Below are 25,677 nucleotides of genomic sequence, written 5' to 3' on the forward strand. Positions count from 1 at the left end.
CGATTAATGATCAATGATCAAGAAAAAATGCGTAAGAAGGCACTTTTCTTGATCTAGCCACTTGACCTAAGATCAATATTGGGCTATATTCATAATCAGCGACGGCCGAGGCGGTAAACCGAACCCGGCCTCCGGAAAGCCCCCACAAGCCACAGGATGGACGAGAACGGGGCACCAGAGGACGGTAAAGGACCTGGCACCGAGGCCCGAAGCCCCAAGAGGGCGGATGGCGAAGCTATGGCCGTTCGCTGACTGACCACAGAGAAACAGAGAAAGAGAGACCAATGATTGATCTTGAAATTATCACTATGGCAGCCGTCGTCGCCGGTTGCCTCATCGGCATCATGATCACCGCGGGGCAAATCATTCTCGCTGACTAGAAATGAGAGCGGCTGAGCCGGGCGCTACCAACACCCGAACCCAGCCTGACCACAATCGTTTACGGAGAACGACAATGGCTAATCAGACACCTACCACAGAACACGAACAAGAAGCACGGCCGCGCGATATGCGGGACCTGTCATTCGTCGCCTCATATCGGCAACTCGGAAAACCAAGCAAAGATGATGGCATTTCAAAAAATGTGTGCTTCTGGAATGTGCCAAAGACAACAGGCGATTATTACCTCGATCTTAGTATCGGATATGAACTTGCTCTCGAATTTTTTGAGTACACGCGAACCTATGAACGTATCCAGGCCTGCCGCGATGATTTGGTGCTTATCATTGAGGACATGCCTCGCGTCACGACTGGAATTGAACGAGCCTTCCTCGCGACCGTCATGGGCATGGCGCTCGAAACCGCAGAAGCGGTTAGCGGCCACAAGCTTCGAGCATGTATCAACGGGCAAGCCGAGCAATGCCGCAAGGCTGCTGCCGAGGCCGCCGAAGAGGAACGCAAAGAAAAACTCTTCAAGAAGCTGTGCCGCACGCAAATGAAGCTGCGCCGTCTCAAGACGGGTACAGTTCAGGCACCCTGCAGGATGCCATAACCCTCACGACCGAGCCGCAGAGGCAAAGCGCTACCAACGCCTTGTCTCTGCTTATTTTTCATCGCTATACGGAGAAGCGACAATGAGCAAAGCATTCAAACTTTATGACGACTTCCGCCAACTTGGCGAAGACGACCGTAGCCACATTATGGATATTGCGTCTTCGCTTGCTATTCGGCAATTGCAGCGCCCACATCCCGACGCCGCCTTGATCGAACTGGCTAAGACGTTTGAAGCCCGATGGCATGAAGAAAGCAAGCTGTGGGACAAATACCAAGGCCGCGTTGATGAGGAAGCGGAAAACTTCATAGATGCAGCCCATAAACGAACGAAGCCGGTTGCTTTGGCTATACTGTCAATCCCCGCCGCCACTCTTGACGGATTACTTGCAAAGATTCGCGTCATTCAATGGTGTCACGTGGGCACGGAGGCTGCAGGCGGAGTTGAGATCGACAATCTCATAACCGGCAGCTATGCCACCGACGTTAAGGCGGGTCGGTCTATCCTTTCAGACCTAGTGAGCCTCTGCAACAATCGACGGGCTCAAAAAGACGCGACGATGAAAAAAGTATACCGCAAGACGATGCGTCTTCGGAGCATGAAGACGGGCGCAACGCAATCGTTCTACGCCCGCCACTAAAAAAGCGATCCCCTAGCCGCGACGGGGAAATGAAGCGGCTAGGGGATCTAACGCGCGCCGCACAGCGAGGCTAAGACCGGGCGCGCGAGACTATTTCACCACCCAGGGCCCGCGAGCGGAATCGTTCGCGGGCTTTCCTGTTTGTGTCGACCCGAACCGTTGCAGGCCGCGCGCTGGCATCGGCTCAGGAACGCCCACGCCGACGAACCGATTTGAGCCGGCAATGTTCTGCGGCATGAAGCCGGATTCTTGCATGGCCATGCGGAACTCATCGAAGGACACAGGCCGCTGACCGTTTGCTGCCGCCCACGTCCGAAAATCATCGTAGGCGCGCTGTAGGGTTACGGATGCCGTATCGTCTGGAACCATGCGTTGCGCTGAGTATTCCGCGACGCGCGTTGCCGGGCTTTGGGGCCGGAGATGCGCCGGAAGCTCACCAACGGGATTCGGAACCGCAGAGGCCGCACCGCGTGCCGCCATACGCCCCGCCATTCCACCCGTGACACCGAGTGAGGACGCTGCTAGCGCATCACCGGCCGCTTGTTTGGTGTTGTCATAGTCATAGCCCGGCGTGAGCATGCGTGCCGCCGCAGCGAACGGCCCTCGGATCATTTCCGGCCATGCCAGACTGAATGAGCCGTCTGCGTTTTCGGCAATCGGCGCGATCATTCCGCGATCAACAACCGTGTTAGCCAAGATCTCGCGCACGTCTGCCGTGCCAGAAGACGGCATAAAGCCAAAGGGATATCGTGTCTCAGCCATAGCTCACACCTTGCATTTGGGAGGCTTCCCGCAGAGCCGCTTGCGGCCTAGGTTGTTCGCCTCGATTTGCGTAGCTGTGCCTTCCGTAAGCACATCATCTTTTGAAACGCAGACATTCGTTACCGCCTTGCAATACGGCCCCACAGTCGCGACGGGGACTTCCTTGCTGCATCCCCCCAAGATCAGCGCTGCGGCCGTCAGCGGCCAAATTTGAGCCCTTAGCATCGATATTTTCCCCTCTAGCAATCTCGACAGCTTGTTTGACGCAAGCGCTCCCATGCGCCAGGCCTCTTTGCGGGTTCGCGCGCCGCTTCCGCCGCGCTGGCGAGCTGCTCCCCGCTTCGGTTGATTTCCGAAACAACTTCGCGCTTCACCTTTGGGTCATGAACGAAGTTGAGCCACCCCCACCACGTCACCCAGCCCGCGACGACCGCAGCCAGGATGCGGCCAACCAGCGTTCCGAAGACGGCTTTTTCAATCCAGTGCCAAAGCTTCAGTATCGACATGGCTTTCTCCCGTTGGTTGGTAGCGACCGTCGTCGTAATCCTCTTCCGTCATGGCCTTGATGACCTGCACCACGACGAACCCGCCAACACAGACGATAATGGTCAGCGGAACGCCCCATACCAACGCGAAGGACTTCACAGGCCCCATGACGCTTTGCGCCGTGTTGAGACTGTCCACGACAGAGAACGTTGCCGTTCCGCCCGCGCCGATCCCGAACAAGCTGCGAAGCCAGTTCAAAAGCTTCCATTTCCTTGATGATTTGCGCAGCACGTCCTTGGCCGGCGTCGGCAGTGGTGGCGGCTCATCCTCTGCAACGATGGCTTCGCCGGTCCCGTAGGCATCGGGGAACGCCAGAACGTGCGCGCGCTCCCAATCCTTCGCGTTGAGCGGGTAGGCCTTCCCGGCTTCGTGATGCGCCATCGCACGGGCAAACGGAATTGCGCGCGCTGGATCCTGCAGAAACTCGACAGAGAGCACCGTATCGGGCGGAAAGCTCGAATAGCGCTCGATCATGTTGAGGTAGCTTTGAACGTAATTCCCGCCAGACCAAACCGCGATCGCATCGCGAATTGTCTTGTTCCTGTATCGGTATTTGCCGGCTGGGCTTTTGCCATTCAGCATGAGATCGAACAGCGCCGCGGCCCCCGCGATCGCGTTCGGGAAAACCGCGATCTTATGTCCACCGCCGATGATCTCCGTCCGGATCGACCCGAACTTGCGCGCCGATGGTCCCGGATACATTGCCCCGGCGTTATTGAACCGAATTGAGGCCGGGCCTTTTGTTCCTAGAAAACTTGGTAATGCCATGTTGCTCACCTATGCGAACTGCATCATTTCAAACGTCGCACCTGCCCCCCCGTTGTGGAGATCCTGAATCTCCGCCAGGGTGAGCTTTCGGTTGAACAGCAAATATTGATAAACTTGACCGTCTAGCTCTCGTTGAGCGACGCCGCTGGATCGCCGACCAGACGTCAGGTTGCTTGAGCTTAACGCCTGCGAGCCCCAAGCCCCTGAGTTCGCATCAACAGACGCACCGTCAACCCATAGCTCAATCTCTGAGACTGTATCCGTCGTATCCCACCCATAGGCCATGAAATATAGTTGGCCGGTGCTAAGCCCGGCCACTGTTACGGTTCTGTCTGATCCGCCTATTCGCGTGCGGCCAAATATAGATGACGTTGACGTAGTATTTAAATCGAAGTCACCGCCGCCATTTCCTTCGCCAATGATGGAACCAGCTACGCCGTCGGGAGAAAAGTTATCAATCCTCACCCAAGAGCATACCGTACCGGCTGGCGGATCGTAGTTGTGGCCAAAGTCCACCCAGCTATTGTTAGCTGGAACAAAGTCGAGTCCATTCGGGATCGCTGCCGGTCCATCCGTAACCCACGACGTTCCCGCAGCCGTACCGTCGTGCGGAGAAGAAACCTTGTCGCCAATGGTCGTTCCGCTGCCCTCGTCAACATCCCACCATCCAAGGATGTCTGAGACGGCTATTGTCGTAGAAATCCTATCATCGACCGCCATGACCGCACCGGCCGGAAACCACCCAGGAAGAAAATTCATGGCGCGCTTCCATTCATGGCGGTTGCTAGAAAATGCGTGGCCGTTACGCAGTAAATGGAAATGAGATATTTCTTTGTGCTGTCGATATCGGTCAAAGACGGAACGTCCCCTCCATACTGCGTGTCAAAAGTTATAGTGCGGGCGGTCCCATCATCCCCTTGCACGTAAACCGTCCGCCATGTTCCCGGCTGACCGTTAGTCGGATTTCCGAGCACTCGATTTGCCGTTACGGTCAGAGTGAAATTGATCCCGCCATCCCAATCAATCGCGACGGTTGCGGCGTCAGATAGTGCGACCGGAGTCGCCGCAGATTCCACGAGATCGGAGGTTAAGACCTTGTCCGCCACCGCCGCCCGCACGTTCGCCGCCGTAGCTTTGTCGATGGCGAACGATCTATTGGCCGAAAGATCACCCCCGCCCGTGAGCCCCGTGCTTGCGCTCAACGATATGCCTTGGAACGCAAGCGCCTGCCCCTCGACGCCAACGACACCAGCAGAAACGCGCCCGATCGTCGTATCGGAGGCGTGCCCTATATTGACCCCCGCAAACTGCGGACTATCTGCGGTCGTCAGGGCGCCGATGTCGGCTTGCACAAGCGTCACTGCTCCCGTCTTACCCGCGACGCTCAAAACTTGGTCCGTGTAATCGAGCTTTAGCCAGTTGGCCGCGTAGGTGGATGGTGAGGCGTTATCGACCAGCGCGACGATGCGATCGTCTTGCGAAAACGACACGCCGTCGACCGTGCCGCCCGTTGTCACGATGTACGAATATCCGCGTTGCGCCGTTCCGCCGCCAGGAAACGAGCCTGTCGAAGCATCCCAATCGCCAGCCAGAACAACAGCCGCATCAAGCGCATTGACCATCGTGCGCAATTCAGCAAGTGCCGCTTCAACCTGCGTTGCCGTGAACAAGCCGCCGGCGTCTTCAATGCCGACAAGAGAAGCGCCCTCACCGTTAGCCGTGCTCGCCAGCGTCGAGAACGTCACATAGTCAGACGGCACCACCAGCGACCAGCTATCAAGGTTCGCGGCATAAGCTTGAACGTCAGTGCCAATCTCAAGGTTGAATAGCGCCTTGAAGGTCGCTTCGTCGATTTCCTCAACGACACCCGCGCCGGCCGTGTTTCGTCCCAAAACGCGCGCCGTAGCCGAGACGTTCTGAATTTTGGCGTATGTGATGGCTGAATCCGGAACGTTCGCCTTCGCCTGGCCTGCCGTCGCAAAGTCCCAAGCTACTGTTGCCGTGTCCGTCGCTTCCCGCGCGTTCGGAACATTAGCGTCCGCGTCCGCCACGATGAACTGCGCCGCAGCCGTTCCGGCCAAGCTGGCACGAACATGCTCAACAGCGTTTTGCACGTCGGATTCAGGAATTGACGTCGACGACCTGAACGGCGTTCGCTTCGCATTGTCAAAGCCTGCCAAGCCGTCCTTTGCGTATGTCATGGCACCTGCTCAATTAGCTTTGCGCTAGGCCCTGCTATGGCCTGAACCGCGTCAACCTGCGTTGATAGGTCCTCAACGCGTCGCATGACTGTGTTGCCGACACCGGCCACAGCTTGGCCAAGCTCTCGCTTCATTGCCGCAACTTCATTGCGCAATTTGTTGACCTCGATCGCGGCGCGTTCTGTCTCTTGAAGCCCCTTTAAGCGAAGAAGATTCGCCCACTTATCCGAGCAATCCCACCGCCGCACCGGCTCACCCGTTTGTGGGTCGACAAGATCCAAATGCACCCACAGTACGCAGGTCCGGCAGACCCGCGCGCAGTCCTTGCCGTTGCGGTGGCATTTCTTGCCCTTTGGGCCGTCTGGAATCTGGTCGATCATGCCGCCTCCGGCCCGTCTTCAGAAACAGCCTTCCAGGCATCGACGAACGGCATAAACATCGCGTTGAACTGATCGAGCGTGATGCGTTGATTAGGAAGCTTGATGCCGCCAGTCGTCTTGGTGAACTCGATTTCTCCGGCGGAGTCCTTGAACTGCACCGCATGCACCCCAGGCGGCATTTGCGCCCAAGGCGCGTCGGGAACCGTCTTCGGCTTTCCGTCGACGACAACGCGCTTGTTGATCGGTACGATTGTCACCTTCATTTTTAGTTCCTTTCCCCAATGAGAACGTCGACGGTTTGAACGTTGAAATTCATCGCATCCATGCTCAAGCCGTGGTCGTGCGCTTCGTCGCCGCCGTTATTTTCGGTGCTGTGAGATCCACCCCACCCCATCACGGCACCACCGCCGCCGCCGCCGCCTGTGCCGAAGTTATTTCCGCGCGTGCCATGATCGTGCGAAGCCAGCTCTGAGGTAATGAGCGTGTGCCCATCGACGGCGCCTGTTGGCGTGCGAGAGGCGTTGAACGTTGTGCTGTAGGCCGTGTCGCCATACGTGCCCGCGCCATCTCCCGAGACGATCCGCAAGCCATAGTCGTTATAGGTCGTTATTTTGGTCCAGCCGGTCGGAACGGCTGTCATCGGAAACAGCAGGCGCACACCCGTTGCAAATTCATCAGGGACCGCAGCGGCGTGCACGATGAAGGAATCTTCATTTACGTCATATGTGGCCGTGTAAATGCCGCCAATCCGCAGTATCCCTGCAACGAGCGCTACGCCGACTGACGACTGAAGCGGCTTCGCGGTCAGGCTGTCGACTTGCAGTGTCGCAGCCCCCGTGTTCGTGGCATGGGCGTGAAACGCCACCATGAACCCGTCCGTGAGTGTCGTTAGGTTCTGATTGCTGGCCACTGTGTACGCTGTCGCCGAGCCACCCGTCTCGATCATGCCCGACACGTCGTCGCGATACTTCGCAGCCGCCGCCATCATGGCGCGGCCAGAGTTATTAATCGTCGACGGCCCTTGGCCTTCGCGCCAATTGACGGTCGTGTCCGCGTCGTCGTTGTCAGAGGCGGTTTTTGACCATTTCCAAAATGTCATACGTGCCCCCTTACGTGCCGAGCTTCTGGCGCGACTGAATGATGTTGAGAAGCGAACTCACGTCCGTTTGCGGCCTCATCTGTGGGGCCTGCATCGGCGTGAATTGCGGCATTGGCGCTTGTGGTTTCTGCCCGCCACCCGCTTGCCCCATGAACTGGTCCATGAGCGCTTGCGTTGGTGTTGGCGCCTTCGTGACGGTTGTTTCCCAGCCACCGGGCAGCGTGCCGAGACTTTCGGTCGGAGGCGAAAAACTGAAGGGGAGAGACGGACCAGCCGTTCCACCTGCGGCCGTTCCGCCGAGTGCTGTGCCGGCAGTGGTCAGCCCGCTGCCGATCGTTGACATACCTGCTTGCGCGGCAGCGTTCCCGAGTGCTGTCAGAAGAAAAGGAAACATCAGGCAACCCCCAATTTGTTGCGGCTTGAAATGATCTGAAGAAGCCGAGACACATCGACCGGCTGGCGCATCGGCATTACAGCTTGTTGCGGCGCAAGTTTCGGAATCGCGGCCTGGCTGTTCGCCGCCATCTGGTCCCACGTTGAGGTCTGCTGCGTTTGTCCGGCTGGATTGTCCACGGCGCTATAATCGAGCCGATCAATGGCCACAGGCGGGGCTTGAGACGCGGTTGCAACCGTCGTCGTCGGGAGTGGCGAGGCCTGCGGCGCTTGCCCCCCGCTGATCGCACCGTTTTGAGCCACGTTCACACGCGCTGCGCTCGGTACGCTGTGCGCCCCTTCCGGAGCAAGGAAAGCATGGCTGCTGTCCCGCATGACGACGTCGCGATACGAGCCGGTTGCGGGATCATATCCCGTCCAATTCGCGCCGCGCGGACCCCAGTTTTTATATTTCGATGGGTTTTGACGCTCAAGCGCGAGCATGACGGATTCAGGCGCAAGGAAATGCGTTGCCCCCGACACCGGATCGGGCTCGACACCGGCTGCACGGCGCTGCGCCCAGGTCGTGAGGTTGTGAAACGCGTTCGTGTTCAGGATGCGATCAAGGCGCGCTTGCTGCTTCGGCTCGATCGCGGGTTGATAGATCGCTTGGCCAACGTGCTCGCCGAGATCGACGCCTGTCTTTGCCGCACGGTTTATCATGGCCCCGAGCGCATTGCGTGCGGCCTGCGGGTTCATGCCGTCCGCTTCCATGAGCGCCATTGCCGCCGCCTTTTGAAACGGCGTAAGTCCGGCCCAACGCGGATCTGAGCTTGTCCAGGTTTGTGCCATCAGATTCCCATCTCCCGCGTTGCGGCCTGCATTTCGCGTTCAAGCTCTGCCGGGTCTGCGTCGAACTCTTCCGCGAGCGCGTTGGCCAAAGCTTTTGTTGCAATGGTCAATTGAACTTGGCCGCGTCCAGAGGGATCATGCAGCGCCTTATCGAAGGCCTTTACCCACCGGCCCGCCTGCTTCACCATCGCCGGCCGTGCGAGCATGTGGCTCATGACGTAACCCACGCCCGCAGTCAGGCCGGGAATGACAGGCCCGCCCGTTACCATCCCCATGATGCCGCCGGTTCCGAGCATCGAGAACAGCGCCACGACGCCGCCGGTCCCTGACGGGTTGCCGTACCTCTGAAGCTCTTTGAACTTGGTCGATATCGTCGCCAAGTCGTCGAGCTGCGATTTCACATCGCTACCGAAGAGCGCAAGTTTTCCATTCGGTGAGAGCTTTTGATAATCGCGCAGAAAGACCGCCGGTGAGAACGTGCCGTCCGAGCTCTGGCCCAGCTTGCGAATTGCCGCCGCCGCGATGCCCTGAAACGTGTCGCCGTCATCAAACCTGTTGAGGCTTTTGCGAAGCCTTAAAAGCTGCTGAATGTTCGCGCGTCCCGCGTCCGTGGCCATCCCCAGAATGCGCTCGACAATCTGTTCCGCTGAGGCTGGGTTGTCTTTGGTGCCCACGAGCCTTTGCAGCATTTCGCGGCGTTGCGCGACGAGCTGCGAAACGCGTTCCGCCTGCATGTATTTTGAGAGAGCGGGCTTTCCGCCACTCGTAAACACAAGGCCGTGCAGATCTTCGGCGAGCGCCCCATAAAGCCGCTTGAGCGCAGGCATAGGCGTCCCAGGTTCAGGGATAATCGAGCCCGAGAGCCGCGCGCCAATATCCTGCCGAAGGCGCACAAGGCCGTCATAGGTGAGCCCGCCCGGCTTGCCGATCGCCTCTTCGACGAGGTCGAGCGCCTTCTGATTAACGCGTGACGTACTTTCGGCCATTTCGCGCGTCAGATCGTTGGCTATCTTTCGCGTAGTCGCAAGGCTCGACGTCGTCTTTTTACTGAACTGCTTCCCAACCGACTTATAAAGCTCGCTCAGCAAGTCCGCCGACCCGTCGTCGATCCAGTTGCGCACGGACTCGTTGACGGCGTCACCAACGCTGAATTTGGAGTCGCCAGACAGCGAATCCGCAATCGCCCGCGCCCGCTTGCTCAGTGTCTCTTCGGTTCCGCGCACGGCCGAACGTAGCTTGTGCCCGAAGATCGGAATTTCGGCCATCTTCCCGGCCGCGTACTTTTTCACCTGATTGTCTGTTGCGATCGCACGCGGGATCGGCACGCCAGCCCGTTGACCGGCTTCGACAACCTGATTGTTCGTCGGCGCTTCGATCTGCGGCGGCACCTCACGCATATAGCTTGGGATGTTGCCTTGATGCGGCGTGTTGCGCTGTCCGCGGAACTCTGGCGGCAAGGCTACCGGCTGGCCTTGTGGAGCCACACCAGGGCCGCCAGGAGGCGTCGACTGCACCGCTTGAGGCCCAGGAGCAGGAGCCGCCCCCGGCGCCGTGTTTGGCGTTGCTTGCTGCCCTACGGCCCGCTTTGCGACGTTCAGGACGTCAAGGCTCGTCGTCGGATCAGCAAAAAGACCATCCGGCGCGTGCTTCGAGGCCTCGTCGGCATAATTCCGGATTAGGGAAGCCAGTTGCGGCCGTGAAATCTGTCCGCTCAAGTCGTCGTTATAAATCGCCCGCACCCACGCCGTGACGGCCGGATCGAGCCTATCGAAGGCATCGGCTTGCGCGAAATACTGTGCCGGCGTCATGCCCCGGTTGCGCAGGTCCGCAATAAACTTCACGGCGTCCGAGATCACCGCGCTTGGCTCAAGATGCGGCATGACGGCCCCGGCCGCCGCGTCCGCTTTCAATCTGGCGATTGACGGCGCCGCGTCGACCATCGCCCCGGAGAGTCCGCGAATATTGTCGTCAGTGCTTTCGAGAAGGCGCGTCAGTGTCCCGGGATCGTCATAGGCCGAAGCTAGGACAGCGCCGCGCATGCGGTCTGCCGCCTCTTTGGTCAACTGGCCATTCACAGAGAGCGCCGAGCGTTCCCCCGGCGTGACGGCCTTCGTCATGAAGAGCCGCGTAAATTCCATGTTGTCGGGAGAACTGAAATCGCCGCCGCGATACAACATAAGGTCGTCCGGATGAAGCGTTGCAGCATCCCGCGCAGCACGTTCCGTCGCCGACATCGAGGCGACGCGCCCCCGGTTCGAGAGATCGGCGAACCGCGCTGCCTCATCCCCTTGAAGGCCTGGCGCGCGCATCACCAGCACGGGCCGCTTCATGTTCTGCGCTTCCGGCGGAAGGCTTGCGCGATACGCGTCGGCTTGCGCCTTCAACGCGGGGTTTTCATAAACCTCCGCAATGGAAAGCGCCCGGCCGTTGCCGCTGATAATCGTTCCGTCTTCCAGAACTATCGGAGCGCCGGAATCCGAAACACGCCCCGGCTGAAGCTGCGCCGGATCGAGCCGGTTTGCGCGTTCGCGCGCCTCTTGCAGATACTCCGCCCGCGTGCGGTCACGCGGCTGGAACTTTCCGCCTGCGAGCTGCAACTGATCAAGCTCCACAACCTGCGGGATAGCGTCCACTTCCATAGATTGATCTGGCGTGACGATCTTGGAACTACTGGAAGTCGTTGATGGCGCTTGCGGAGTTGTGGCGGGCTGAGACGGTGGAACTCCACTTCCAGACTGTGGAACTGGGACAGTTCCATCACCTGGAACCGATTGCGGTGCAGGTTGCGGTTGTGGCTCCGGCCCCTGTGTTCCACGTGGAACGGTTGCCGGTTCTGTGTCAGGAGCAACGTTGCGCGCCTTCCCGCCGAGCCACGCCGACAGCGGCCCGAAGATGGTTCCGAGGCCTGCCGAGAACCCGGCCCGAATCCAGTCAAAGCCCTGATCGGACCCTTGCTGTTGCGCCAGAACGTCTTGAACAAGACTCGCGCCGCCCATTGCGCCCGCGCCAATACCTGCTTGTGCAACTTTACTGGCTCCCATGCCGAGAGCGCCACCGAAGGGCATTGTTGCAAGGGTCTGCGTGCCGATTTCATCGAGATCGCGCCATGAAGCCCCAGGCTTGTTCAAATACGCGAACTCGGTCATTTCCGGCGTTTTGAGCATAAGGTTGCCGCCGGTGTCCCGCATAACCTGCAGGCCCGGAATGCTCTTTCGGAGAATATCAAGCTGGGCGTTTTCGTCCGGCGTGATGCCCGAACCCATGATTGCCCGCATGCCTTGGATATCCTGCGAGCCTCCCGCCTTGGCGTAGGCCTGCAGGAACTCGGAAGCGTCTGGAAACTCTGTCGACGATCCGCCGGTAACAAGATCGGCCGCCCATTCACCCCAACCCATTTCGGAACGTGGCCGAGCGCTAACGTCTCGACGCGGCGCGTTGGCCGGGATCATGGCCCCGCCCTGCATCATAGGCGCTTGCGGGGCCGGGCTAGATTTCGGCACCAGATGGTCAAACGTCAGGGGTCCGCCAGCCTTTGGGGCTTCTGGCTGTGCCGTGGCCTCCGGTACTTTCTTGCGGCCAGGGATCAAATGTTCAAAGGAGAGCGCTGCCATTACAGCCCCTCCGGATCGATGCCGTTGCGCCGCAATTCCTGAATCACGACGTTGCGGTTTGCACCGCGCTGTATTGCTGCCCGTGCGTTATTCATGGACTCGCGAATTTCAGAGCGCGAGAACTTCGGTTCCGGAGGCGCTTCGACAGTCAGCGGGAAAGGCGAACCAACCTCAGCGGGGTTGATGGTTTCAGCTTCCGCGTTGAAGCGCTTGACAACGTTGCGCGCCGCCTTCTCGTTGATTTCAAGAATGCGCCGCATTGAGCCCTCGTTGAGCGTGATCTGTCCCGCAGCCGCCTTTTCGGCAAATTCGCGGTCCTTGTCGGAAAGACCCGTACCCGCACCGAACAGCTTGATGATTGTTCCGATTTCACCCGCGCGCGTGGCCAGGTAAGCTTCAGCGTTCTCGATTGGGTCCTGCTTGTACGCGAAGCCAATTCGATGCAGGGCTTTGCCTATGTTGCTTTCCCAATTGGCCCCGAACCCCGTCAGCATGCCGTCATCAAGCAATTTGAAGGCAGTATCGATGCTGTCGAGCGAGCGAACCGCGTCCATCGCCGCTTGCCGGCGCTCCGTGAAGGCCTTGGCGTTCTGCTTGCCAAGCTCTGTCGCAAAGGCCTTTTCGCCACCCATGTTGATCGTCGTCGTTGCCCGGCCGGCTTTCTTCTGGTCCGCCATCCATTCGCCAAGCGTCGGGATCTGCGTATCACCTCGAGCACGGCGCTGCGCCATGTCGTGCGCATATTCGATCATGTCATCGGTCGGCGCGTTCGGTTTGAACAGCGCGGGAATGACCGAGCGGGCCAAATGTGGATCGCTGGCGACGAGTTGAGCGGTTTGCGGGTCCAGTCCCTTACCCGTCAGCGCTCGCAACGTGAGGTTTTCACGCTGATTGCGTCGGTCGTAGGCTTCCCCGCCTTGGATCGCACCGCCAATCGCTCCGAGAACCGTATTGCTGCCACCGGCCCCCGACAGGATTGACCCGAGCTTGCCCCAACTAAAACCATCGTCGGCCGCCGGCATCATAGGTGCCGTGCTTGACGACGTAACAGGCTGCTGGCGTCCGCCACTTTGCGGTGCTGTCAGCTCAGTTTCCGGTGGTGGTAGACGTGTACGCACCGGAGGCGCTGCAGGAGCAGCCACCGGAGGCGCTGAGGGCGAAAGCGTCATGGGCAGGCCCATCGGAGCCGCCCCGCTCGACAGAGCGTCCAGCGGGCTACTATTGCCCGTCAGCATCTGTTCTTGCATCGCCTTGGCCCACGGCGTGCTTCCAGCCTGTTGAAGCTGCGCAAGAAACTGATCGAGAATAGCCATTAATGAGCCCTCCGCTTCGCCAGAGCGGCACGGACCATCTTGGCCGCCGTCTTGGTCGCTTCGCCGTAGTCGACGCCCTTAAGGCCCCCAGGGAGCTCGTGAACGGCTTCGGGGTGCGTTTTCTCCACGTTCTGCGCCATCAGGCCGACGTGCGTTGTTTGGGTGGGATCGTCTTTGTACGTGAACGCATAGACCGGCTGACCGTCCGCGAGCTCGCCAACCGGTTCAATATTCTCCTTCGCGCGCTCGTCAGAGAGCGAGATGCCCCACTGCGTGCCCTTCGACTCGCCTTGCTGGTTGGTCGTGCCGCCTAGCCCGGCGATCGGCAGCAAGAGAGAGCCCAACATCGCGAGATTTTCATAGGGGAGCTGCTGCTGCTGCTGTTCCAGGTTCAGAATTGCGTTCGGGCCATAGTTCTGCGCGTCGACCGCAGCCTTACTGAGATCAACACCGCTCATGCGGAGGTTCTGTAAGATCTGGTCGAGCTGCGCTTGCGTGCCGGCCGTCTGCGTTCCAGCGCTGAAGAGCGTCGACGCAGCGCCAATCTGGTTCTGCTGGTTCTGATTGTATTGATTGAGCAGCAAGGGCAACTGCGCCGCGGTCACGCCCCGGGCAACGGCCTGCTGATTTGATCCGGAAAGATCACGGCCCGCCCCGGCGAACATGCGATTGATGCGGTCCTGCACATCGTTGCCGACCGTCTGTAACATCGCCTGCATTTGCGGATTGGACATCGGGTCAAGATGTTCGCCGGATGCGTAGCTGCCGAGGTTGTCTTGAAGCGCACCATAAGCATTGCCGACAAGATCGCTCTGCGCCGAGTTGTCATAGCCAAGCGCATCGTTTGCCGCCTTGGTCAAAGAGCCCTCAAACGGGTTTCCGGCCGACGCGTTCGCTTTGAGCTGATCAAAGGCCGCCGTCTGGTCTGGCGTGGCTGCGGTGTTTCCGACACTCATGACCTGCTTCAGATAGCTTTTGATCGCGGGAACCGCAGGCCCCCACGGATCGGTCTGGCTGGTCTGGTCCTGCTTCTGCTTGCTCGATCCAAAAGACATCTTAGACCGCTCCCGAAAATTGATAGATGCCGGGCTTTATTTCCCCGACGATTTCGGCGCCCTCATAGGCCCGTAAGAGCCCCCGGCGACCGACGAAGATGACGCGATGACAGTCTTTGCTCTTGGCGTAGCGGCGCATTTCCGCCGATATCTCTTTGCCCCAAGACAACAAGTCCTCACCGGACAACGCATAGACATCGAGTGCCCGCTTGCCGTCGTCGTCGACGATCGCCGTCAGGAAAACGCCGAGCAGGTCTTTCTCGCCGCGCTTCACAACCCAGAGCGTGGCCTTGTCCGCGAACAAGTCGTCGATGGTGGCCTGCAGGTTGCCGTCTGAGGCGCCAAGCCCGCGCAAGAGATGCGGTGACAGGCTGTTCCACATGATCCCTAGGAAGGGCACCGGGACGGGTAGAACGAGAACCATGCTCAACCCCCTATCCGATAGGCGAACGTCCGACTGGCCGTTGCGCTGTTGGCGTGTGTGACCGTGAACGAGCCCGGACCCACGGCCGACACGTAAATCGTGCCGTTGCCGACTTCGGTTGCCGCGTTCGCCGTCTTGGCTTGCAGGAAGATTTCAGAGGTCGGGCCGCAGTTCGGAGCCGTGACTGTCGTCGACGCCGCATTCAGCTCGCACGTGAACGAGCCGAAAGCGTTTGAACGGCCTTCAAACAGATCGCGGATACCGCGCACGATGCGCAGTAAGTCCCGTTCGTTCGGTGCCGGCGCGTTGCCAGACATTGCAACCCCCAAAGTGCCACAACAGGGTGGCCAATCCTTGTGTGATGCCACATCGACGCGTTACAGACCCAAATGTGACTGCTTCCATACTCACTTCGCCCCATAACGCAGGGGTACACCCCAAAGTGACGGCCTAACGCCGACCCTTCAGGGCAAAATCTGGCTTCACCCCACTCGCAAAGGTCCATGAGACGCCGGAAGGGATGCGCATGCGCGCCCGCGCGTACCGTGTCTCCCAAAGGCGCGGCACGTATCCTTGAGCGTTCATCGTGGACTCGCTCGTGTACGTCGCAACCGTGTTGAGGTTTTCCCGTCTGCCAACCCGCCCGCGCACGTCACCCGCATCGGTAATCGGCCAGAAGCCCTTCACCCGTAACCGGCGGCCGTCGCCGCTTTGCTCGGAGGTTTCCAAAGTGGCTTCGAGACTATCGCCGCTGAAAAATGCAATGCGATGGCTCGCATTCACGATAGAGAGGCGCGGCAAGCTCGCGTTGCTGACCGTATCGAGCGGAAACGGGATCGCGTCGAGCGAACCCGCTACGATGCCCCCAGACACGTAGGCGTTGGCGAAGGTCGATCCGTTCAGATCAATGTGCGTGCCATCAACAACGGTGATTTCCCACGTGCCGTTAGCCTCCGTGGTGCCCGTCACGGCAGAAATCGTCTTATAATCGCCCGTCGTCCAGCCGCTCGTGCTTCCGACCGTCAATCGGATCTCACCCGACCCACTGTCGTCCGCGTCGCTGATCTCCTGAACACCTGGCGCGATAGCGTCCAACCCTTCGAGGGTTAGACCAGGCGTCGCGAGTGAGGCAAGGTATTCCCCTTCGACCTGCACAGGCGTCCAGCGCTGCAAGAGATAGTTGTAAACGAGGCCCTTATCGAAGGTCGGATCGGTGTTGCTCGTTGACTTATAGACCCACATGACGCTGTGGCTTTCCGGATCGCCGGCGCCAATAACAAGCTGAATATCGCCAGCGTCGTAGTCATCGAGAAACGTGCGATTCACCTTCTCTTCGCCGATCGGAAGGATTTCCCCGGCGCCAGTAAGTTGAACAAAGCCCTTTTGACTGTAAAAGAAGCTGTGCTCGCCAGCGAATGCGAGGCTATAGGGCGCGCGGATGCCGTTGTCCTTGGCTACGCGCTGAATGTCGAAGATGGTTTCCGAGCCGGGCGAGAACGTCATACGCCGAATAGCGCTGTCCTGCAGGATCCAACCAAATTCGCCGCCAACCACAGGCCGCACATTACCGCCGTCCGGCAAATCCTGATAATCGCTTGAGTTCGTGCCGGCCGTATAATTATCGATCTCGTTCAGGCCGCTCCATTGAACGCGGTTTGGAAACGACGTGAGGCCCGACAGAACCACGAAGCGGTTCACTATCCCGATATAGCTTGCGCGTGGTGGCGAACCGCCAAGATCAGCGAACGCCATACTTGAAGCCAGGTTGAACACCTGCGGATCAGCGTTTGCCTGAACGGCTATAACGTTCGTTCCAAACTGCGCGAATTGCCATTGCCCGGTAATCGGAAGGGCATTGTATGCGGAGCCGCCTTGACTCACGTCCGCCCAAGCCAAAGTTGTGTTGTTCATCAGATAGAGACGCGTTTCCGTTGCCGCGAAAATCGCGACAGACCCATCCGTGCGCCGCGCGTAGAAATAGCCCCGGCAGGCTTCCCCCAAGGCGTCTGAGAAATCTTCCGGAGCGCGAAACGGGCCATAACCATCGCCGCGCGGAATCACGTTTTGCATGAACCGCGTGTGCCCACCTTCAAAGTCGCTCAGGTCTGGCCGATATTCTCCAAAAGGCATCGTCGGCATTAGCACCACGCGCGGACACGATACGGACCTGTCTTGGTCTGCCGTGCCGTCCGTTCTTCGAGTTGGTCTAAGGCCGTTTCGGCGAGCCCCATGAACTTCGCCGCTTTCTTATCGTCCGAAATGTCATCGACATGCGCGTAAAGCTCTGCCTTCGCCCGGTTCCGGATCAGGCGTTCGGCCTTTGTCATCCAAGGATTGTTCGCCTCTGCGTCGCTTGCTGGCGCCGCCGCTTTCTCAACGCACCCAATGCGGACTTGATAGGCCCCCGCCGGCGTCGGGTAGAGGATCAGGGATTCGTCATACCAACCGTAATAGTTCGGCCAGTTGGTCGACGTAATCAGGTTATGCTCAAACCAGTGAGGCGGCTTCGGAATGCAGTCATAAGGCTGGCCGCCAATCAACACGATAACGAAGTCGATCTTCAAGACGTTGGCGAGGTTTTCCCAGCCGCTATCGCTTGCCGCATAGCGGTCCTGGTCTTGAACCGTCGTGAATGTGAAGGAGCGCGTTTCGTTGAAATAAAAGCGCTTGTCTTCGTAAGCCTCGATGGCATCGTTGATCGCGTTCGCAATGTCGTCGTCGATATCGCCGCGGCCGATTTCGTTTTTAATGCGAAGCTTCATGGCGCCGAGCGTTCCGGACGTTGCCGAGGTGCCTTGCGCCGTTGACTGACGCAGAACCCGCAGAGCGTCGTCAATCTCGGTGCCGAGATTTTTCAGCGTGCTTTGGTGCTGCTCCGGATCGTCAACGACATGAATAAAAACTTCGAGCTTCGCTCGTGACCGGATCAGCCGTTCCGCCGTCGTCATCCAGGCATTGCCGGTTTCACCATCTGCCGCCGGAGCGCTTCCGAAGTCCTTTGCAAAGCGCTCATTCTGGTAGGCTTCAATCGCGCTAGAGATCGCGTTCGCTATATCTTCGGCGAGATCGTCGCGCCGGAGCTCTTCGGCAATCCGCGTTTTCATTGCTGAAAGCGTGCTCATGGATCAAGCCTTTGCTGACAGCTTCGGACGTTCGCAGCGCCAGCGCGCAATGCGTTCGTCAGGCTTCAATCGGTACGTTGACCACTTCGCGATCTCTGCTTGCCCCGTGTGGAAGCAGGCATAGGGCGTCAGGTTGTCGACAAAGAACGTCAGGCGCTCCGTGTGACATTCAGGAGCCCGAAGAATGCTGCAGATGGTTATGACGAGGTGCATGGTCTGGTTCATCGGTCAGGCCCCCGTGATCACAATGCGAACCACCCAGACGAGAGACACAACGAACAGCGAGGCTGTCAGCAGTACGTCCGCGACCTTCCTCACACGAGGCCAGTAACCGCGCTTGTTGCTTCGGGCCATGTGAGGACGCCGAACGCGCCGAGGGCGAGGAGGATCAGAGCGGTTATAAGCTTCAAAACCGCGTTCCAATCGATATCTGCCCGCCCGCCGCGTGCCGTGTGATCGTGGTGACGTTCCATTCTCGATATCCGCTGATCGTGGTAGCCGATCGTCGTTTCGATGCGTTCGAGCCGCATAAGCATCGAAAGCGCCGTCGAGGTCGGAAACGTCCGCCCCATCCCATCCCCAAATAGCTCGTCCATCCATTGCAGAGCCTCGAATTAAGCCGCAGAGCTTCCAGCCATCACCGAACGCGGCACCGCCAGCCAATATGGCCGGTCGCCCTTTCGCATCGTCACTGAGTAGTCAGGAAGGTCGAAGTTTTCGCGCTCTGCGTCGTCGATCAGAAGCGTTGCGCCCTTGATGTGATCGCCCAGGATCTTGAACACCCCGTCGCGTCCATATCGGTGCGGAGGTCCGTCAATCAGAGCCAGGCCGAACTCACTCGGAAGCTGGCTTTCGTCGATGCCGTACCAGCGGAAGCCATCAAACGGAAAAAGCGGCGCATAGTGGAGCGTTACCGCTTCCAGGCCGTACCGCTCGACATGCCGCGCCGTCGCTTCGAGATAAAGCAAATCGTGTTCAAGTGCGTGAACCCTGCGCCCGGTCCCGGCCAGCGCAAGGCCGAGCACCACCGTTGAGAGCCCCGAACCCGTTTCGAGTACATCGCCGCTCCCGTTCTTGGCTGCATGGTAGAGCTCGTGCAGGGCCGCCGGCAGCAATGGCCATTCCTTCGTACCATAGTTCTCATAGAGCCGTTCAAACGCCTTCAGGCTGTCATCACCGCCCTTGATTGCGTCCACCGTCGCCACGAAGGCCGGATGGTCGACGCCCTGTTGCTTGCGAAGGAAATTGCCAAGATTGCCCGTCCAGCGGTTTTCGCCGCAGTGCTGCATCGTAAATTCAATGTCAGCGAAGCATTTGAACCCGAGCCGCCGCGCCTTCAGGCAAAGGACATAATCCCCGGAGTGATGTTCGCTGAGATCCCCTGAAAATTCGCTCAGGCCAAGCTCTGAGGCAAAGCCACGCTCCACAATCTTCGCTATCGGTTTCTTTCCGGCAAGATGGTGCTCTTTGAGATCGAACCAGGACCGGCCGCGGTCGACTTCGTCCTTGTGCAAGGCTTCGACCACATGCCGACGAATGCGCATGAAGCCCGTCGCAAGCTTCGGCATTTCAAACAGGCCGTGTTCGTTCGCTGAACGCGCGCAATCAACGCCTGGATGAAAGGGATATGTTTCGCGGTCGTTCTTGTGCCGGTACGTTCCCGCAACGATGTCGCCAGGAGCCTTGAGCAGTCGAACCAAGTCCTGCGGATACCAGCCCATGTCGCTGTCAATGAACATGAGATCGGTGCAGTCCGTTTCTAGGAAGTCCGCCAGCGTCTTGTTGCGCGCATCATCGACGTGGCAATCGCCGTCGAGGACATGAAAATCAAACCGAATGCCCTCGCGCAGTAGCTTCTCGATCGTCGCAACCAGGCTCATTGTGTACGACGTGCAAAGCCCCCGGCTTGTCGGCGTCGCGATCATGACGTGATAGGGTTGCAGGTCTTCGCGAAACCCATATTCGGGTCCGGCGCTCTTATAGTGGTGACGTTCTGCCATTAGCCTCTAGCCTCACGTTTCCCCGTTAGAGGAAAGGGGGCCGAAGCCCCCTGCCCCAGTCGCGTCACCCATCGTTGTCAGGTACGTAGGACAACACCAGCGTTGCGGCGCCCGCATCTGCTGCGGTGCCTGTGGCGGCCGTGTATTTCACGTAAACGTCAGTGTCCTGCGTGAAGGACAGAGCGCCGCCGATCGTCGACACCTTCGCCCCGGCCGTCGACGCGGCGAGCGTCGTGGACGTGGCAATATTGTTGAACGACGTGGAGTTGGTCCCAACAACCAGACGGTTCGTGCCGGCGGAGTTGAACCCCGTCGAAACGTTGGCCGTCAGGTTGAGGATTTGAGCACCAACAGGAATGGTGCCCATCTTGACGCCGGTTGCGATGCCGTTCGTATCGAACGCCACCGACTTGCGCAGGTAATGCACCATTTGCTGAGGATATTCCCGAGCGTTGGTGCCAACAGTATTCGTCGCCATTGTGCTAGCCCTCCGATTAGGTCGCCGAATAGGTGGACATCACAACGACGCCGTAATCCGTGCCGTTGAAGACGGTCTTCTTCAGGCCCCAGATTGCCCACGCCGAGCACTCAAGCTTTCGCTTGTGGTCCAGAAGCTCTTCGTTCCAGCGATACTTATTGGGGCCGTTCTGCTTCATGCCGAAGGCAATGCCGGCCGCCTGAGCACCCAGGAGAACCGCGCGCCGCGATTCTGAATCAACAGCCCCCGTGCCACTGTGAACACCGCGTGTCACGTCCTGCGAACGCCGCAGAATGACGTTGTTCCACTCGCCAAGCGAGCCGTCATAGATCGGGTTTTTGCTGACATCGACGCCGGAATACGCGTACTTGGTGATGTCGTTCCAGCGGCCGTTCGTGGCATCAGTCCGCAGGGCAGTGACCTGGCCTTCACTAAGGTAAGCCACATGCTTTTTCTTGCCGCCGACGTTGACCGGGCGAACGATTGAGTTGCCCGTGCGGGCCACTTCAACGGCGCGATCAATCATCGAGACTGTGAACGGGTCGTTGCTCGATAGGGTCTGGTCGTCAGTCGCAGACCCCTGCCAGATCTGACGGGTAAAGCCGGACCCCGCCGCTGGAGCCGTGACGCCATTCAAGCCCGTGTATTTCGTATTTGTCTGAGGCGTGAACCCACAAACCTGATTGAAGAACGTCACGGACTTGCGATCAGACCACCAATCGGCAAGACCGTTTTTGCACTGTGCCCGCAGATTAAACGGAACACGCTGCTGATCGATCGTGTTTTCGGACGGGGCCGCCATGACGTGGCCCAATTCGTTGATAAGAAGCTTGTCGGAGAAAATGGAGAGTGCTTCGCCATTGCCTTCAGCCGTTTCGCTTTCGGTAAAGCCGTCTTCTTGCGGGCGAGCGCGCAGATTAAAGGTGACGGCGTCGCCGGGGCCTTTCTCCGTTTCCACTTTCTGATGAATGATCGCGTTATCATCGTCGCCGATGAGCGGTGCGATTTCGAGCGATTCCCGCTCTGCTTCGGCCATGAATTTCGACCAGAGCTTAACCGCGTTGGCGTCATTTACGCCAAAGGACCCATAAGACATGGGAATCCCCCTATGTTTCTGTTCCGGTGATGAATCGCGCGGTATCGCGGCGCCAGCGGAACGGCTCAGGGGGAGTGCGGCGAGCGCGTTGGCCGCTGCCCGTTTGCGGAGGGCATCCCGTAATGGCTTAACGCGCCATAATCGGCCCATGCGTAGGGCGGACGACGCACGTCAACACAAGTTTTGGAGGGTTTGTTTGTGGGCGTGGCGGTGGAGGGGTATCCGCCTTAAACTTTGCCCATCAGTCGCTCAAATTGAGCTTTCGGCATTGATGCACGCGCTGCTGCGAACTCGTCATCAGTCATATTCGCTAAACGCTCAATCGTCAACCCTTCGTTAGCGCTTCCGCCAGCATTTGACAAAGTATCGGCCGCCTGTTTGCCGCGGTTGATTTGTTCTATTTTCTCAACTGCCGGATTTTTCCCATTGTTCTGATTCACGTTTCCGTTTTGCGCTGTTGGCTGAAACCCGAGCGCTTTTGCCATTTCAAAAAACATCGCAGCCGCAGACTTTTTGCTCGTAAGAGCTCTAACGGCCAAATCCGATTCTTCTTGCTGGATGGTCTGATTGATTTGCGCGGGATCGGTGATTCCCATCGCCTTCAATTGCGCTATACGCACGTTGACCACATGGCGCACCGCATCATCATATTGCGGTTCCCTTGCCTTAAACGCCTCCGTGTCCGCATGGTACGCCTGCATAAGATGCGTCGCATACTCGCGCGTCTGTTGCTGTGTCTGCGTGCTCGAAAAGCGGTCAAACAACGCTTTGTTCTGGCGCTGCAACTGCTCATAGGCCCCGAAGATATCTTGACCGGGATCGATCGGCTCTTCGCTGAACGGGTCGTCCGGCTTTTGCTGCGTTGCGCCGGTCTGCTGTGTCTGGCCACCACCGTTGAACGCTTCGTTCAGAATGTTTAAGCGCTCTTCGCCGCGCGCCCATTTCTCCTGAATTTCCGCACGCGCCCGCTTCTCTTCCTTCAGGCGCTCGCGCGTCTTGTGCAACGCCCCATGCGGAACCATCTTGACGAACTTGCCGTCAGGGCCCTGAAACCGTGGCCGACCGTCCTTGCCTTGAACAACGCGGATGCCCTCCGGCAATCCATCCCCGGAAAAATCGTCGTCATCGTCATCATCAAGCGACGATGCGGCAGGCTGCTGCACCTGCTGTTCAGGCGCGGGTTCGCTTTGCGGCTCCACCGGATCGCTTGGTGTTACGACTTCCGACGTATCTTCAAGCTCCAAGCCTTCCGTGTCCGATCCGCCGGATTGAAAATACCGCTTTTCGGCTTCCGTCAGTTCGCTCTCAAATTCCGGTCCCATCGACCCCTCCTTGATCCATCATTGCCGCGAGAGCCATAGCCTCTTCTGGTGACGTTGGAAGCTCTGGCGGCCCTTGTAATTGTCGTGTGTTTGATCCGATCGGCGTCACTGCAAACTCTTCGACCGGCGCGCCAAACTGCGGTTGCTGTGGCGCTGTCGGCATGAACGACGTCGCTGCGGCCTGCGCCTGCTCATTCGCTGCTTGCGCGAGGCTCAGAACCGTGTCGGCTTTCAGCTTGTCGGCTTGTGCCCGATCCTTCATTGCTGACGCTGAATCCTTATCGATCTCGACCAAGCGCCCACGCTCTTCAATTTGACGTGCCTTATCCGCCTCCGGATTGGGCTGGGCCAGCATCTTCTCAAAGGCTTCGACGAGTTGCGAAGGCAGTGGCGAGTATTTCAACAGCGTGACCGCAACTTCCGGCGTCATCATCTGTTGCACGACCGGCAGGCTCATCATGCGCTCGATAATCGCCCAAGTTGCTTCTTTCTGGTTCGGCGACCGCGGCGCTTCGTCAACAATGACATCGTATTCGCCGACGACGCGATCCTTCATCAAGCGCAAGGCTTTGTAGCCGCCATTCTCACCAAGAATGCGGATCAATCGGCCGTCTGCGAGATAGTTCTGGATGAAATAAAGCCGCGTCCGGCCGACCTCGACACGGAATCCTGCGAGACTATCGAACCAGGTCGCCAGGATCGTCATTGCGGCTTGCTTGCGCTGAGCTTCGAGCACGCCCGCTTGCTGCGCGTCCCGAAGGCCCAACAGTTCCATGTTGATGCCGGTAACACGCGGCAGGGCATCCATTGCCATTTGGATAAGCTGGAAGTACGGACCTGCAAGACCAACACCAGGCTTCGCCATGATCTTGCCCCGCGAAATCGCCTCTTTCTTGACGATGGTAATCGCATCCGGAGAGGCCCACGTCTCTTGGGCTTCGCGGATATCGTCAAACGCATCGGCTTCGGCAATGACACCGCCCTTGGCCGTCGCGTTGATGATGTGCGTTGACTGAGACAGCCACTTGTTGAGCATCATCTGCGGCTCTTTAAGAGCGTCGACGAGACCCAGCCAAATCCGCTTCGTGTGGTGAAGCTTGCCGGTGATGCAATTGAGCGTAAAACCGTTCTTGCGCGGGCACGGTCCAACCTTGAGCACTCGACGTCCGATAAAGGCCTGCTTATAAACCTTGCGCGTCGCTTCCGTGTACGTCAGTTCGGCAGACTGACCGGTTTGCTTCTCAAGGTCTTTTAGCCGCTTCTGCAGCGTTTTAAACTCACCTTCGGAAATGTCCGACACCTGATCGGAATCCGGCTTCGCCACCCGGTAATACTTCTCGCGCTCCCACCACTGGCATTGAACAATCGTCACCATACCGTTGCGCGTCGACCGCGATGAATTGTCGAGCTTCATGCGTCGCTCTTCGACCGTCTTCGGTGCCTTGTTCGGTACGTTTGTCACCCAGGAGCAGTCAAGGTCGTCATCGGAGAAGTCCGGAAACTTCGCCCGCGCGTCGACAAGCGCAATCCGCCGAGCCCGCCAGCGCCGCCGGCTATCGGCAAGGTTCATCTGCCGAGACGCGCAATCCCAGTAGCATTCGAGAGGATCGATATTCTCTTCGATGTATTTACCGTCTGGATCCTCTTCATAGTCCATACGCTCTTCAGTCCAGCCCATGCCGCACATAAGAGAGTTGGTGAATGCAGAGCTTTCGTTGCGCTTGGCGTTGCAGCCGTCACCCATCCACTGCGAGGCCTGCGTCAAAGACTCGTTGGCGATAATGTCGCCCTCTTCGACGCCGCGCGGCAGATACGTGATTTCATGACGCGTGTTCACCTCGATACCAGACACAGCGTTGATAAGCGGAGCCGTCTGGTTCCATGAGATCGCAACCCGGCCCTCGTCTTCCATCTTGCGTTTTGTGGCGTCCTGCCACATTTCATTCGCGACGAAGTCGAAGTTCTTTTTGGCGTTGTCCCGCCACTCTTCGCTGTGCTCTTTGTCTTCGCGGAACCACGTCTCAAGCGCCAGGTACAGCCCTTCGCTGTCAAGTTCGCTGACCGCTTCCGCATTCGCCAAGCGCTCGCCCGCTTCAATCTGTGCCATAGCCGTACCCTCCCGAGCGCCCTTACCAGTTGAGGCCGGTAATCCCCGTTGCCGTGGAGGCATCGAGAATCTGAGACGCTGTGATGTGATACACGTGGCCGGCAATCGCCGGGATTGTGACGGACGTTCCCGTGTTGTCGACAATCACCACGTTGCCATCTGCGCCGACGACAAACGCATCAAGCGGCGGGCTATAGACCGTCGCATCGCTCTTTGTGATTGCGCGTGCTTTTCCGAAAGACTGCTGAGCAACCAGCATGCCGCGTTGTGCCATTGTTCCTATTCCCTCATTCCGTCAGTGACGCGACAAACTGTTCTGCGATAAGACGAGCTGCTGAAACGGGATCGCGCCCGTCAATCAACTCTGTGATCAGTGTCGAAGCCCCGTCCGGCTTCGTAACCGTGAAATTCAAACGCTGGTCTGTCCGGTCCTGGTCGTCGTTGCGTTCATACGTCAACGTTGCACCGGTCAAAGCCACTCCGCTGCCACCGAGCCCCGCCGAAAATGACCGCTTCACATCTGCCATGCTCATGTGTG

General features: G+C 58.7%; 28 protein-coding genes. 2 read left to right on the forward strand and 26 right to left on the reverse strand.

Going from position 1 to position 25,677, the window contains the following annotated elements; genetic code table 11:
* The first annotated feature begins 454 nt into the window (after positions 1–454).
* Both K5845_RS19985 and K5845_RS19990 read left to right on the forward strand, forming a co-directional pair.
* The gene (locus K5845_RS19985; RefSeq protein WP_287959807.1) at positions 455–991 is read left to right on the forward strand and encodes a hypothetical protein; all 537 of its coding nucleotides are present in this window, start codon (positions 455–457) and stop codon (positions 989–991) included.
* An 82-nt stretch (positions 992–1,073) separates the two neighbouring features.
* Positions 1,074–1,631 carry a hypothetical protein gene (locus tag K5845_RS19990; RefSeq protein ID WP_287959808.1) on the forward strand — a complete coding sequence of 186 codons (558 nt, stop codon included), beginning with the start codon at positions 1,074–1,076 and terminating at the stop codon, positions 1,629–1,631.
* Positions 1,632–1,721: 90 nt separating this feature from the next.
* Here the strand turns inward: K5845_RS19990 and K5845_RS19995 are convergent, their stop codons facing one another.
* The 26 genes from K5845_RS19995 to K5845_RS20120 form a co-directional block, all read right to left on the reverse strand.
* Positions 1,722–2,393, reverse strand: a complete 672-nt coding sequence (locus K5845_RS19995) for a hypothetical protein (RefSeq protein ID WP_287959809.1) — start codon at positions 2,391–2,393, stop codon at positions 1,722–1,724.
* Positions 2,394–2,632: 239 nt separating this feature from the next.
* Positions 2,633–2,899 (reverse strand): hypothetical protein, encoded by a 267-nt coding sequence (locus K5845_RS20000; protein ID WP_287959810.1) that lies wholly within the window; start codon positions 2,897–2,899, stop codon positions 2,633–2,635.
* Entirely contained in the window at positions 2,868–3,707 is an 840-nt protein-coding gene (locus K5845_RS20005) for a hypothetical protein (protein WP_287959811.1), read from the reverse strand. The genes K5845_RS20000 and K5845_RS20005 overlap by 32 nt, the downstream gene beginning before the upstream one ends.
* 9 nt (positions 3,708–3,716) lie before the next feature.
* The gene (locus tag K5845_RS20010) at positions 3,717–4,466 is read right to left on the reverse strand and encodes a LamG-like jellyroll fold domain-containing protein (protein ID WP_287959812.1); all 750 of its coding nucleotides are present in this window, start codon (positions 4,464–4,466) and stop codon (positions 3,717–3,719) included.
* Positions 4,463–5,908, reverse strand: coding sequence for a hypothetical protein (locus tag K5845_RS20015; RefSeq protein WP_287959813.1), 1,446 nt, complete (start codon positions 5,906–5,908; stop codon positions 4,463–4,465). The genes K5845_RS20010 and K5845_RS20015 overlap by 4 nt, the downstream gene beginning before the upstream one ends.
* Entirely contained in the window at positions 5,905–6,288 is a 384-nt protein-coding gene (locus K5845_RS20020) for a hypothetical protein (RefSeq protein WP_287959814.1), read from the reverse strand. Before K5845_RS20020 ends, K5845_RS20015 begins: the two co-directional genes overlap by 4 nt.
* Complete coding sequence (locus K5845_RS20025; protein WP_287959815.1) at positions 6,285–6,551, reverse strand: hypothetical protein; 267 nt, start codon at positions 6,549–6,551, stop codon at positions 6,285–6,287. Before K5845_RS20025 ends, K5845_RS20020 begins: the two co-directional genes overlap by 4 nt.
* Positions 6,552–6,553: 2 nt before the next feature.
* The gene (locus tag K5845_RS20030) at positions 6,554–7,387 is read right to left on the reverse strand and encodes a hypothetical protein (protein WP_287959816.1); all 834 of its coding nucleotides are present in this window, start codon (positions 7,385–7,387) and stop codon (positions 6,554–6,556) included.
* A 10-nt stretch (positions 7,388–7,397) separates the two neighbouring features.
* Positions 7,398–7,781 carry a hypothetical protein gene (locus K5845_RS20035; RefSeq protein ID WP_287959817.1) on the reverse strand — a complete coding sequence of 128 codons (384 nt, stop codon included), beginning with the start codon at positions 7,779–7,781 and terminating at the stop codon, positions 7,398–7,400.
* On the reverse strand, positions 7,781–8,611 hold the full coding sequence (locus K5845_RS20040) for a hypothetical protein (protein ID WP_287959818.1): 831 nt from the start codon (positions 8,609–8,611) through the stop codon (positions 7,781–7,783). Before K5845_RS20040 ends, K5845_RS20035 begins: the two co-directional genes overlap by 1 nt.
* Complete coding sequence (locus K5845_RS20045; RefSeq protein WP_287959819.1) at positions 8,611–12,222, reverse strand: hypothetical protein; 3,612 nt, start codon at positions 12,220–12,222, stop codon at positions 8,611–8,613. The genes K5845_RS20040 and K5845_RS20045 overlap by 1 nt, the downstream gene beginning before the upstream one ends.
* Positions 12,222–13,535: a hypothetical protein gene (locus K5845_RS20050; RefSeq protein WP_287959820.1), complete on the reverse strand. Its 1,314-nt coding sequence runs from the start codon at positions 13,533–13,535 to the stop codon at positions 12,222–12,224. Before K5845_RS20050 ends, K5845_RS20045 begins: the two co-directional genes overlap by 1 nt.
* Complete coding sequence (locus K5845_RS20055) at positions 13,535–14,590, reverse strand: tail fiber domain-containing protein (protein ID WP_287959821.1); 1,056 nt, start codon at positions 14,588–14,590, stop codon at positions 13,535–13,537. The genes K5845_RS20050 and K5845_RS20055 overlap by 1 nt, the downstream gene beginning before the upstream one ends.
* A gap of 1 nt (position 14,591) precedes the next feature.
* The gene (locus K5845_RS20060; RefSeq protein WP_287959822.1) at positions 14,592–15,014 is read right to left on the reverse strand and encodes a hypothetical protein; all 423 of its coding nucleotides are present in this window, start codon (positions 15,012–15,014) and stop codon (positions 14,592–14,594) included.
* A gap of 2 nt (positions 15,015–15,016) precedes the next feature.
* Complete coding sequence (locus K5845_RS20065; protein WP_287959823.1) at positions 15,017–15,331, reverse strand: hypothetical protein; 315 nt, start codon at positions 15,329–15,331, stop codon at positions 15,017–15,019.
* A gap of 133 nt (positions 15,332–15,464) precedes the next feature.
* Positions 15,465–17,153, reverse strand: coding sequence for a hypothetical protein (locus K5845_RS20070; protein WP_287959824.1), 1,689 nt, complete (start codon positions 17,151–17,153; stop codon positions 15,465–15,467).
* A complete protein-coding gene (locus tag K5845_RS20075) occupies positions 17,153–18,136 on the reverse strand; it encodes a phage adaptor protein (protein ID WP_287959825.1) in 984 nt (327 codons plus the stop codon). The genes K5845_RS20070 and K5845_RS20075 overlap by 1 nt, the downstream gene beginning before the upstream one ends.
* Before the next feature lie 3 nt (positions 18,137–18,139).
* Positions 18,140–18,361, reverse strand: a complete 222-nt coding sequence (locus K5845_RS20080) for a hypothetical protein (protein WP_287959826.1) — start codon at positions 18,359–18,361, stop codon at positions 18,140–18,142.
* Between the two features lie 89 nt (positions 18,362–18,450).
* On the reverse strand, positions 18,451–18,732 hold the full coding sequence (locus tag K5845_RS20085; RefSeq protein WP_287959827.1) for a hypothetical protein: 282 nt from the start codon (positions 18,730–18,732) through the stop codon (positions 18,451–18,453).
* Positions 18,733–18,750: 18 nt separating this feature from the next.
* Positions 18,751–20,136 carry a glycosyltransferase family protein gene (locus K5845_RS20090; protein WP_287959828.1) on the reverse strand — a complete coding sequence of 462 codons (1,386 nt, stop codon included), beginning with the start codon at positions 20,134–20,136 and terminating at the stop codon, positions 18,751–18,753.
* Between the two features lie 64 nt (positions 20,137–20,200).
* On the reverse strand, positions 20,201–20,614 hold the full coding sequence (locus K5845_RS20095) for a hypothetical protein (RefSeq protein WP_287959829.1): 414 nt from the start codon (positions 20,612–20,614) through the stop codon (positions 20,201–20,203).
* A gap of 16 nt (positions 20,615–20,630) precedes the next feature.
* On the reverse strand, positions 20,631–21,710 hold the full coding sequence (locus K5845_RS20100) for a N4-gp56 family major capsid protein (RefSeq protein WP_287959830.1): 1,080 nt from the start codon (positions 21,708–21,710) through the stop codon (positions 20,631–20,633).
* A gap of 227 nt (positions 21,711–21,937) precedes the next feature.
* Positions 21,938–22,810: a hypothetical protein gene (locus K5845_RS20105; protein WP_287959831.1), complete on the reverse strand. Its 873-nt coding sequence runs from the start codon at positions 22,808–22,810 to the stop codon at positions 21,938–21,940.
* A 205-nt stretch (positions 22,811–23,015) separates the two neighbouring features.
* On the reverse strand, positions 23,016–25,139 hold the full coding sequence (locus K5845_RS20110; RefSeq protein ID WP_287959832.1) for a portal protein: 2,124 nt from the start codon (positions 25,137–25,139) through the stop codon (positions 23,016–23,018).
* A 22-nt stretch (positions 25,140–25,161) separates the two neighbouring features.
* Positions 25,162–25,413: a spike base protein, RCAP_Rcc01079 family gene (locus tag K5845_RS20115; protein ID WP_287959833.1), complete on the reverse strand. Its 252-nt coding sequence runs from the start codon at positions 25,411–25,413 to the stop codon at positions 25,162–25,164.
* 13 nt (positions 25,414–25,426) lie between these two features.
* Positions 25,427–25,672, reverse strand: a complete 246-nt coding sequence (locus tag K5845_RS20120) for a hypothetical protein (RefSeq protein ID WP_287959834.1) — start codon at positions 25,670–25,672, stop codon at positions 25,427–25,429.
* Between the last annotated feature and the right edge of the window lie 5 nt (positions 25,673–25,677).

Origin of the sequence: Filomicrobium sp., from assembly GCF_025698805.1 — a bacterium.
In the GTDB taxonomy this organism is placed as follows: Bacteria; Pseudomonadota; Alphaproteobacteria; order Rhizobiales; family Hyphomicrobiaceae; genus Filomicrobium; species Filomicrobium insigne.

Excerpts from the sequence above, each read along its gene's own strand:
- K5845_RS19985 (WP_287959807.1), top strand. The coding sequence starts at position 455 with ATGGCTAATCAGACACCTACCACAGAACACGAACAAGAAGCACGGCCG.
- K5845_RS19990 (WP_287959808.1), top strand. The coding sequence starts at position 1,074 with ATGAGCAAAGCATTCAAACTTTATGACGACTTCCGCCAACTTGGCGAA.
- K5845_RS19995 (WP_287959809.1), bottom strand. The coding sequence starts at position 2,393 with ATGGCTGAGACACGATATCCCTTTGGCTTTATGCCGTCTTCTGGCACG.
- K5845_RS20000 (WP_287959810.1), bottom strand. The coding sequence starts at position 2,899 with ATGTCGATACTGAAGCTTTGGCACTGGATTGAAAAAGCCGTCTTCGGA.
- K5845_RS20005 (WP_287959811.1), bottom strand. The coding sequence starts at position 3,707 with ATGGCATTACCAAGTTTTCTAGGAACAAAAGGCCCGGCCTCAATTCGG.
- K5845_RS20010 (WP_287959812.1), bottom strand. The coding sequence starts at position 4,466 with ATGAATTTTCTTCCTGGGTGGTTTCCGGCCGGTGCGGTCATGGCGGTC.
- K5845_RS20015 (WP_287959813.1), bottom strand. The coding sequence starts at position 5,908 with ATGACATACGCAAAGGACGGCTTGGCAGGCTTTGACAATGCGAAGCGA.
- K5845_RS20020 (WP_287959814.1), bottom strand. The coding sequence starts at position 6,288 with ATGATCGACCAGATTCCAGACGGCCCAAAGGGCAAGAAATGCCACCGC.
- K5845_RS20025 (WP_287959815.1), bottom strand. The coding sequence starts at position 6,551 with ATGAAGGTGACAATCGTACCGATCAACAAGCGCGTTGTCGTCGACGGA.
- K5845_RS20030 (WP_287959816.1), bottom strand. The coding sequence starts at position 7,387 with ATGACATTTTGGAAATGGTCAAAAACCGCCTCTGACAACGACGACGCG.
- K5845_RS20035 (WP_287959817.1), bottom strand. The coding sequence starts at position 7,781 with ATGTTTCCTTTTCTTCTGACAGCACTCGGGAACGCTGCCGCGCAAGCA.
- K5845_RS20040 (WP_287959818.1), bottom strand. The coding sequence starts at position 8,611 with ATGGCACAAACCTGGACAAGCTCAGATCCGCGTTGGGCCGGACTTACG.
- K5845_RS20045 (WP_287959819.1), bottom strand. The coding sequence starts at position 12,222 with ATGGCAGCGCTCTCCTTTGAACATTTGATCCCTGGCCGCAAGAAAGTA.
- K5845_RS20050 (WP_287959820.1), bottom strand. The coding sequence starts at position 13,535 with ATGGCTATTCTCGATCAGTTTCTTGCGCAGCTTCAACAGGCTGGAAGC.
- K5845_RS20055 (WP_287959821.1), bottom strand. The coding sequence starts at position 14,590 with ATGTCTTTTGGATCGAGCAAGCAGAAGCAGGACCAGACCAGCCAGACC.
- K5845_RS20060 (WP_287959822.1), bottom strand. The coding sequence starts at position 15,014 with ATGGTTCTCGTTCTACCCGTCCCGGTGCCCTTCCTAGGGATCATGTGG.
- K5845_RS20065 (WP_287959823.1), bottom strand. The coding sequence starts at position 15,331 with ATGTCTGGCAACGCGCCGGCACCGAACGAACGGGACTTACTGCGCATC.
- K5845_RS20070 (WP_287959824.1), bottom strand. The coding sequence starts at position 17,153 with ATGCCGACGATGCCTTTTGGAGAATATCGGCCAGACCTGAGCGACTTT.
- K5845_RS20075 (WP_287959825.1), bottom strand. The coding sequence starts at position 18,136 with ATGAGCACGCTTTCAGCAATGAAAACGCGGATTGCCGAAGAGCTCCGG.
- K5845_RS20080 (WP_287959826.1), bottom strand. The coding sequence starts at position 18,361 with ATGAACCAGACCATGCACCTCGTCATAACCATCTGCAGCATTCTTCGG.
- K5845_RS20085 (WP_287959827.1), bottom strand. The coding sequence starts at position 18,732 with ATGGACGAGCTATTTGGGGATGGGATGGGGCGGACGTTTCCGACCTCG.
- K5845_RS20090 (WP_287959828.1), bottom strand. The coding sequence starts at position 20,136 with ATGGCAGAACGTCACCACTATAAGAGCGCCGGACCCGAATATGGGTTT.
- K5845_RS20095 (WP_287959829.1), bottom strand. The coding sequence starts at position 20,614 with ATGGCGACGAATACTGTTGGCACCAACGCTCGGGAATATCCTCAGCAA.
- K5845_RS20100 (WP_287959830.1), bottom strand. The coding sequence starts at position 21,710 with ATGTCTTATGGGTCCTTTGGCGTAAATGACGCCAACGCGGTTAAGCTC.
- K5845_RS20110 (WP_287959832.1), bottom strand. The coding sequence starts at position 25,139 with ATGGCACAGATTGAAGCGGGCGAGCGCTTGGCGAATGCGGAAGCGGTC.
- K5845_RS20115 (WP_287959833.1), bottom strand. The coding sequence starts at position 25,413 with ATGGCACAACGCGGCATGCTGGTTGCTCAGCAGTCTTTCGGAAAAGCA.
- K5845_RS20120 (WP_287959834.1), bottom strand. The coding sequence starts at position 25,672 with ATGAGCATGGCAGATGTGAAGCGGTCATTTTCGGCGGGGCTCGGTGGC.